Annotated in this window: 6 protein-coding genes and 1 pseudogene; 5 read left to right on the top strand and 2 right to left on the bottom strand. The window is 54.0% G+C overall.

All coding sequences use genetic code 11. The features are described 5' to 3' along the window. The 3 genes and pseudogenes from EZI54_RS22930 to EZI54_RS22920 all read left to right on the top strand — a co-directional run. The coding region (locus EZI54_RS22930) for an SDR family oxidoreductase (protein WP_131484193.1) at nt 1-239 on the top strand (239 nt) is incomplete at its 5' end. A gap of 833 nt (nt 240-1072) precedes the next feature. Further along, nucleotides 1073-1156, top strand: a pseudogene (locus EZI54_RS25505) (PEP-CTERM sorting domain-containing protein); the annotation flags it as partial. A 245-nt stretch (nt 1157-1401) separates the two neighbouring features. Further along, nucleotides 1402-1821, top strand: a complete 420-nt coding sequence (locus tag EZI54_RS22920; RefSeq protein ID WP_131484192.1) for a universal stress protein — start codon at nt 1402-1404, stop codon at nt 1819-1821. Between the two features lie 36 nt (nt 1822-1857). Here EZI54_RS22920 and EZI54_RS22915 read toward each other — a convergent pair whose 3' ends face one another. Together EZI54_RS22915 and EZI54_RS22910 are read right to left on the bottom strand one after the other, a co-directional pair. After that, entirely contained in the window at nt 1858-2544 is a 687-nt protein-coding gene (locus tag EZI54_RS22915; protein WP_131484191.1) for a YccT family protein, read from the bottom strand. A gap of 60 nt (nt 2545-2604) precedes the next feature. After that, complete coding sequence (locus tag EZI54_RS22910; protein ID WP_242674576.1) at nt 2605-3498, bottom strand: porin; 894 nt, start codon at nt 3496-3498, stop codon at nt 2605-2607. Between the two features lie 723 nt (nt 3499-4221). On the opposite strand from EZI54_RS22910, the gene EZI54_RS22905 reads away from it, so the two are divergent. Continuing rightward, complete coding sequence (locus EZI54_RS22905; protein ID WP_131484189.1) at nt 4222-5076, top strand: delta-class carbonic anhydrase; 855 nt, start codon at nt 4222-4224, stop codon at nt 5074-5076. A gap of 350 nt (nt 5077-5426) precedes the next feature. Continuing rightward, a complete protein-coding gene (locus EZI54_RS22900; protein ID WP_131484188.1) occupies nt 5427-5717 on the top strand; it encodes an SDR family NAD(P)-dependent oxidoreductase in 291 nt (96 codons plus the stop codon). The last annotated feature ends 171 nt before the right edge of the window (nt 5718-5888 follow it).

Raw genomic sequence — 5888 nt, 5'->3', positions numbered from 1 at the left:
AAATCCGGGTGAATTCCGTTCATCCCGGGTTCATCTGGACACCGATGGTTGAGCATCATCTCCAAACCACCGGCATGGCGATGGACGACGCCAAACAGGCCACCGCCGACCTTCACCCTCTGGGCCACATGGGGGAACCGGACGACATCGCCTGGGGGATTGTCTATCTTGCGTCCAATGAGTCGAAATTTGTGACAGGCAGCGAGCTGGTCATTGATGGTGGCTATACGACGCGTTAGATGAAAAAACGGGCAACGCATTATTTTATTGATTCGCCCGGATGAAATGGGTGTGCTGAAAACACCCGATCGGGGAGCTGGTCTTTCACACGATGTCCATATTATTTACAGAGCGGCCAGCGTCCACCGAGCCGAATACATAACTCGCTGGTTCAACCCGCTGAATTCCCTATTGCTGCAAATGGTGGCACATCTAATGCTCTGAACTCGGAATAGCAACCTAGGGTTGCATGGACACGCCGAGGAGAACGAAAATGAAGTACATCATCACGAAAAGCATGCTCTGTATGGCTCTTATGTCTGCAGTTTCGGCGCATGCTGGCCTCATTAATTTCATTGACCTGACAGACGGTGCTGGCGGCTACGGAGAGGGTGCCTGGAATCCGCTGACCCTCGTTGTCGATGGGGTCACCGTGAGTATTACCGGACATCAATCAGGGGGTGGTTCAGCATACGCCTACCTGGATTCGGACAATGCAGGCTTGGGCGTATGCAAGACCCTGAATGCCGGCGCAACAACCAACACCATTAGTTCAGGCAATACAACCAACAGCTGCAACCCGAGTACGGATGATAACGCGACAGTGGATGAATTCCTGCGTTTTATCTTTGACCAGGATGTCCTCGTAAACAATCTGTGGTTCAACAACAACCATGACGGCGGTTTCGACGCCGGTGACCAGGTAACTATCGACGGCAACGAATACAGTCTCGCAACCGGCTATGCCGGTGGCATTAATGGGGTTGGTTCGTTCCTGCTGTCAGCCGGTCAGGCGCTGGACGTCGCCTACTTTAACGAGCAGTTTTACGTGAGCGGTATGGAAGTCACCCGTGTCTCGGTTCCGGAACCCGGCACTCTCGCACTGCTGGGACTGGGCCTGGCAGGCCTAGGCTTAACCCGTCGCCGCCGTTCCTGAGACAGGACTTGCCAGCCTCAAAAAAAACTTGGATACACATTGCGAGTCCCGGCATGCCGGGACTCTTTTACTATGCGCTTCAAGACTGTATTTCGAGTTTCCCGTCCCGACCCGATTTTTCCGTCATAAGGGTCTAGATTTAGAGGTAGGTGTCTTTTGCTTCGGGTGGCATAGGGGCAGGTTAGATCCGAGCCCGGGCCTCATACCGTTGTTGGAGACTTGAACCGGAACAGGAGGGACGCTCCATGTATCGCAAGATTCTCGTGCCTGTTGATCTGGCACACACCGAAAAGATGCCGAAAACGCTCAACACCGCGATCGACATGGCCAAGCACTACAACGCCTCGATCTGCTACATCACCGTGACCAACGCACCGCCGTCCGCTGCGGCCCACAATCCAAAGGAGCTGGCAGAAAAACTCGATGCTTTTGCACACGAGCAGGGGGACACGCACGGCATCGTGACCGAAAGCAAAGTGATCTCGACGCCGGACACCGCCGTGGAACTGGATGACCGGTTGCTGGAGGCCATCAAGGACACCGGCGCCGACCTGGTCATCATGGCGTCCCACGTGCATGGACTCGGGGACCGGTTGTTCCACTTCCGGTCGAACGGCGCGAATATCGTCAAACACAGTGACGTGTCGGTGTTTGTGGTGCGATAGCGTCTGGTCATCACCGGAAGCAGGCCGTTTTGACGTTCACAGGGAGGCTTTGAACTTCTCCCGCGTTTCCGGCGATGCCAGTTTGTACCAGTGCTGCAACATTTTCAGGATGACGGCCTGTTCCGTATCGTGCGCGTCGATCGGCTCAACGGGCGGTGCAATCGCTTCTGCTGGCGGGATAGCAGCTTCTGCCGAGGTCCGATTGAACTCGCTGAGCTTTTGCTCATAGTCAACACCAATGCGAAACCCCTCCAGTGGAAGCCGGTTAACCTTATAGCTGACAGGGGTGTTGTCAGAGGTTGTCAGGCTCCAGTTCAAATGAGTGCTGAATGCTTCCAGCTGTTTTGTGCTGGAGATGCTGGGGGCGCTGAGCGTTATCTGTTGATCGGATGCGGCAAATTTAATGACGGACAGCTCGCTCTCTTCCAGCTCATAACTGTCGCCATTCTTAATGTCAGCCGTATAGGAGACCAGGATCTGGTTGGTCCCACTATCCGGCAGAGAGAATTCGCTTTTGGTGGAAAGAAAGCCGCTGCCTTTGGGTATTTCTTTACCGTTGATGGCAAATAGATTGACCCCCTCGCCCAACTTCAGAATGCTCTCGGAATAACCCAGTGAAGGGAGTATTGCTATGAATAGAAAAACGGCAAGCTTGTATGTGCTTTTCATCGCATGACCTATGAATAGGTTGGCATTGACCTGTTGAACCGTCAGGCTGGTCACTGAATAGGGAAAGGCCTGTGGAATCCTGGGGAAGGGTCCACAGGCCCCCTTTTCAGGTTTTTAGAACTTGATCTGCATGCCTGCCAGGATATCAGACTCATCACCCGCGTCTGAGTCACTGACCTCCGCAAACAGCGAGACATTCTTCTGGGCCGGGAACCGGTAGGTAACGTTGGCGTACCAGGCATCCACTTTCTCAATCTCATCGTCAACGTTGACATAGCCCAGGGCGATGGCGGTGTTTTGAGAGGCCTCGAATGTCGACACCAGGTTGTAGGTGGTTTCGTTACGGTCGCTGTTATCCAGGTCCGAGACGCTGTAGTCGGCGCCGAGGTTGATAAAACCGGCATCGTACTGTGCGCTTACACCCCAGGTGTCGGCATTGTTGTCGTACACCTGATAGGCCGCGGCCAGAGTCAGGGCGTCGATGTTAGTGCTCACAAACAGGTCGGTTGAGGAATCCCCCTCACTGGTATTGCCTTTCGATTCCAACTCGTGTGACAGCGAGATGTAGACGACGTCAAAGTCCGCATCCAGGCGGAGAACATCGTCGCCGGCATCGGTCATGGCTTCAAACTGATCTTCATTCGTTCCTGCGGGCTTTTCGTAAGCGGATTCCACACCGAACTCGTCGCCCGATGTGTTCATCTTGCCCATTCTGAAGGCCACGCTATCGTATTTAAGGCCCATGTAAGCTTCTTCGAGCTTATCGCCACTCTGCTGGTCTTCAGCGGCTTTGTCGAAACTGAAGTCCAACTGACCGAAAGCCTGCAGGTTGTTGTCCAGGTCGTAGGTAACGGTGTTCTTGAGTTCCAGGTCATCAAACTCCACATCCAGGTCCTTGGATTTGGAGGCATTGTCACGCAGTTGAATCTGCCAATCACCTTTCAGTTTGTAATTCAGACCATCACCATCATAGATGGTGGCCGCGGTGGATGTGTGGGCGAATACGATAGTGGAAACAGCTAATGCTAATGTTATTTTTTTTCATGCCAATCTCTTGTTTTTGTTTGTACTATTTATGGTTTAAAACAGCGTTTATATTGGGCTGTTTTTTGGAGTTTGCGTAGAGACAATGGATGTTTCCCGATGCTGAGTTGAGCCTTTCTGATGCTTATGATCGATAGGTAATCTCCATGCTTGTTTGTTGTTTTGGGCAGGCGGAATAATGCCTGTGCAATAGGGCGCATTTATGGTTGATTTAAATGTTCGAGAGATATCTGGGTTATGTCATTTTTGTAATGAATAAAGGCTAGTTTTTCTCTGGATTCAAATGAAGCTTTTGGATTTAAAGGGTGTATAGAACATAAAGTGCATTTTGTTCATTTTGTTTACGCATGCAAAAGTCGGGAAACAGAGGTATTTATTCTGCTTCAAATCTTTTGGCCTTGTTGCTGGGGCAAAACGCAAGACCCGAAGGCTCGAAGTTTTGCGTAGAAATGCGGGTAATTAGCAACTGAACCCCCGATTCTTTCTGCACTTCCGCGGACCTCCTTCCGCGTTAATCATGGCGAACGAGTTGCAATCAATCGTCGTGCCATTCAGGGTTTGGTACGCGATCGGTCGACGAACCGCAGAGCACCCTGGGTCTGGTGGTATGAATGTGGCCCCAGGTAATCGATGTTGCCGGTCGAAACACCTCTGGCAGTTTCTGGATCCATAATTGGAGTCATTTCAATGAAGAGTTCCGTTTTTTCGATGTTCCTGCTGCAGTCGCTGATGACCACTTCTGCGCTTGCGGCGGGCGGGCAGGAGGATGCTTCCCCGGGGGCCAACGAAGGGCAGCGCCTGGCGCTTACCGAGAACACGCAAGGAAAGGGGTATGGCCCCCAGTCCCCACGGGATATTGACCAGCATGCGGGCAGTAATGACCGCGTGTTCAGTGCCGCGCCCCCATACCAGGAAATGAACCTCTGCAATATCCATTTCCACAAGAATGCAGAGCATAAAGGCGGTGAGTTCACGACATACGCAGGACCGGGCGATGGAGCGGGGTATCAAAGTGGCTACCGGTACTCCGGCCAACTGACATCCTCGGAGCGCGCCCCCGTCAACGAGGCCGTGTGCGCTGCCGACCATGGTGGCCTCCAGTCGGGCGACACGATCGAAGTCCACTATGTGTTCTCGACTGCGGACGTCGAACCTGGGGCGACGCTGAGCGCCTGCCTGAGCGACGCCATTGGCAACCCGCAGCTTCGGGTCGAGTCGCAGGTGTTCGCGTTGGTCAATGACCGGGAGGCGCTGGACTTTGGCTTGCTGACCGATCTGGGCATGCGTAACGGGCGTCACCAGGCGGTCAACATTCCCGACGACACGGGGACGCCGGTTCAGTACGCAGGCTCTACCACAGGGCCGGCATACAACGAGAAAGGCTCGCCTTTCCAGGTCACCTGGAATGTGCGTCCCAAGGTGGCCAAGGTCGACATACGTAGCGTTGGCAAGTGGTGCAAGGGCAACATCTTCGAAGAGGATCATGCCCACGGTGTCAGGAACCTGGTCACCCACCCGGATCTCCTGTCAGAGATCGATTGATGGAAGGGAAAGGGGCTATCGCCCCTTCACTATGGCATCCGTGGAAAGCTGGCTAGCAGGATGCCGAACCAGATCCGGTTCCAGCCAAAGTGATTCATCAGCGGCAACACGATGGTGATCAGATCAGGTAGATGGATATAGCAATTAATGCGCTCCGATCCCTTTAACTGTGCGGACTTTTAAAACGCTGCCCCTTTAAACGAAGGAACCGGTCTCTCCCTGATCAGGCGCGTGTTTTGATCTCAATCAAAACGTCTGAAGCCGGATTGTATAACTTTTGAACACAGGGTGGCGTTGGAACCGCGGGATGACGTCATGGGTGAACCTTCCTGGATACGGGAGAGAGGGGCATGGATAGATTGAAAGGCAAAGTGGCAGCGGTAACCGGTGGCTCCATGGGTATTGGTGCCGCAGTCGTCCGACGGATGGCGGAAGAGGGGGCGGCCGTCGCCGTCCTGGACCGGGAGGACCGAGAGGGACAAGGGCTGGCGTCCGAACTGACGGCGAAGGGCCACACTGTTCGCTACTGGCACTGCGATGTCACCGACGGAAATCAGTTCAAGCGCGTACTGGATGAGGTGGCCGAGGCCTTCGGGGGTCTGACGGTCCTGGTCAACAATGCCGGGATCGCCGGGCCGTAAGCGTTCATTCCACGACGTAGTTGACCTACTTCACGTCACGTAGTGGCCTCAATAACTCCGGCGAGACCTTGTATTGCTTGGTGCCATCCTCGGCCAACACGATCACACTCTTGCGGTTGATCTTGGTGACGATCCCCAACACCGGGCCCTCCCGGCCCTCGAAGGTCACCT

It is taken from the genome of Marinobacter halodurans, assembly GCF_004327985.1.
Lineage (GTDB): Bacteria > Pseudomonadota > Gammaproteobacteria > Pseudomonadales > Oleiphilaceae > Marinobacter_A > Marinobacter_A halodurans.
This window is presented reverse-complemented; position numbering and strand designations above follow the sequence as displayed.

Bases quoted from the DNA above. Each gene is read 5' to 3' on its own strand.
- EZI54_RS22905 (WP_131484189.1), top strand. From the start codon at position 4,222: ATGAAGAGTTCCGTTTTTTCGATGTTCCTGCTGCAGTCGCTGATGACC.
- EZI54_RS22920 (WP_131484192.1), top strand. From the start codon at position 1,402: ATGTATCGCAAGATTCTCGTGCCTGTTGATCTGGCACACACCGAAAAG.
- EZI54_RS22900 (WP_131484188.1), top strand. From the start codon at position 5,427: ATGGATAGATTGAAAGGCAAAGTGGCAGCGGTAACCGGTGGCTCCATG.